Raw genomic sequence first — 888 nt, forward strand, 5'->3', positions numbered from 1 at the left:
AGGCGGAAAGTATGCCACACCGAACAGCAGATGGAAACTACAAATACGGATTTAAACCAAACGCAAATGAAGATGGTTTAATTTTTGTTTATGAGGAGGTTTAATAATGCCGGAAATTAATTTACCTACATCCGACAAACAAAATCAGATACTCGATAGGGTTAACTTGCTATCTTTAAACAATTCAATTCTTCTGGTTTCTTCCAGTGAGAGTAGTATTAGTACGACTACCCCGCCTGAAAGGCTAAGACTAACGGGTGCTGGATTGGTTAAGGGTATCAAAATAGATTTACTACAAAACAATACATTCAGAATCGAAATTATAGTAGACGGTGTAACAATCAAGGAATACACACCCGCTGTTATGACAGCGGCATTTCAAAATTACGAACTAGTTACAGATATTTACTTTGAAGAGTCTTTCGTATTAAACATGAAAGTCGATAATACTTCTGCTAATGTGCGTTCCGAGGTTGTGTATTATTTATTCTAAGGAGGTTTTTTTGTGGAACTGATTAATACTAAGCGTGAAAACGGTAAAGTTATCAAAGAATACAGTCGGGACGGTAAAACAATTTCAGCGACAGTAGTGGAGTGGGAAGACATTCCTCTATCAAATGAAACAGAACCAACAATATATGAAAAAATCTTAATAGAAAACCAGTATCAAACAGCTTTAATTGAAATGCAAACGATGGGAGGGATGTAAGATGCAACCGGTAGACCTGTGGAGAAAAATGATTAACGCGAAAGTGTACAGCAAAGAAGTCGCTACCAAGCGAGTGAATGTAGTATACGCGGTTGGTCAACTATCTGATGAAGAATACACGGAATTGATAGATTTGATTGAAGAAAAATATCCAGTTTCTTAATACGCTTTCGGATCAT

At 36.7% G+C, this 888-nt stretch carries 3 protein-coding genes; all 3 read left to right on the forward strand.

What is annotated here, in order from left to right; genetic code table 11:
- Positions 1 to 106: 106 nt before the first annotated feature.
- The 3 genes from CSV76_RS16955 to CSV76_RS17500 are packed head-to-tail and all read left to right on the forward strand — an operon-like array spanning position 107 to position 872.
- On the forward strand, positions 107 to 493 hold the full coding sequence (locus CSV76_RS16955; RefSeq protein ID WP_099626306.1) for a hypothetical protein: 387 nt from the start codon (positions 107 to 109) through the stop codon (positions 491 to 493).
- A 12-nt stretch (positions 494 to 505) separates the two neighbouring features.
- Positions 506 to 709, forward strand: coding sequence for a hypothetical protein (locus CSV76_RS16960; protein WP_099626307.1), 204 nt, complete (start codon positions 506 to 508; stop codon positions 707 to 709).
- Between the two features lies 1 nt (position 710).
- The gene (locus CSV76_RS17500) at positions 711 to 872 is read left to right on the forward strand and encodes a hypothetical protein (RefSeq protein WP_158232848.1); all 162 of its coding nucleotides are present in this window, start codon (positions 711 to 713) and stop codon (positions 870 to 872) included.
- Positions 873 to 888 lie beyond the last annotated feature (16 nt).

Source organism: Sporosarcina sp. P17b (assembly GCF_002743115.1).
Classification (GTDB): domain Bacteria; phylum Bacillota; class Bacilli; order Bacillales_A; family Planococcaceae; genus Sporosarcina; species Sporosarcina ureae_C.

Excerpts from the sequence above, each read along its gene's own strand:
- CSV76_RS16955 (WP_099626306.1), top strand. The coding sequence starts at position 107 with ATGCCGGAAATTAATTTACCTACATCCGACAAACAAAATCAGATACTC.
- CSV76_RS17500 (WP_158232848.1), top strand. The coding sequence starts at position 711 with ATGCAACCGGTAGACCTGTGGAGAAAAATGATTAACGCGAAAGTGTAC.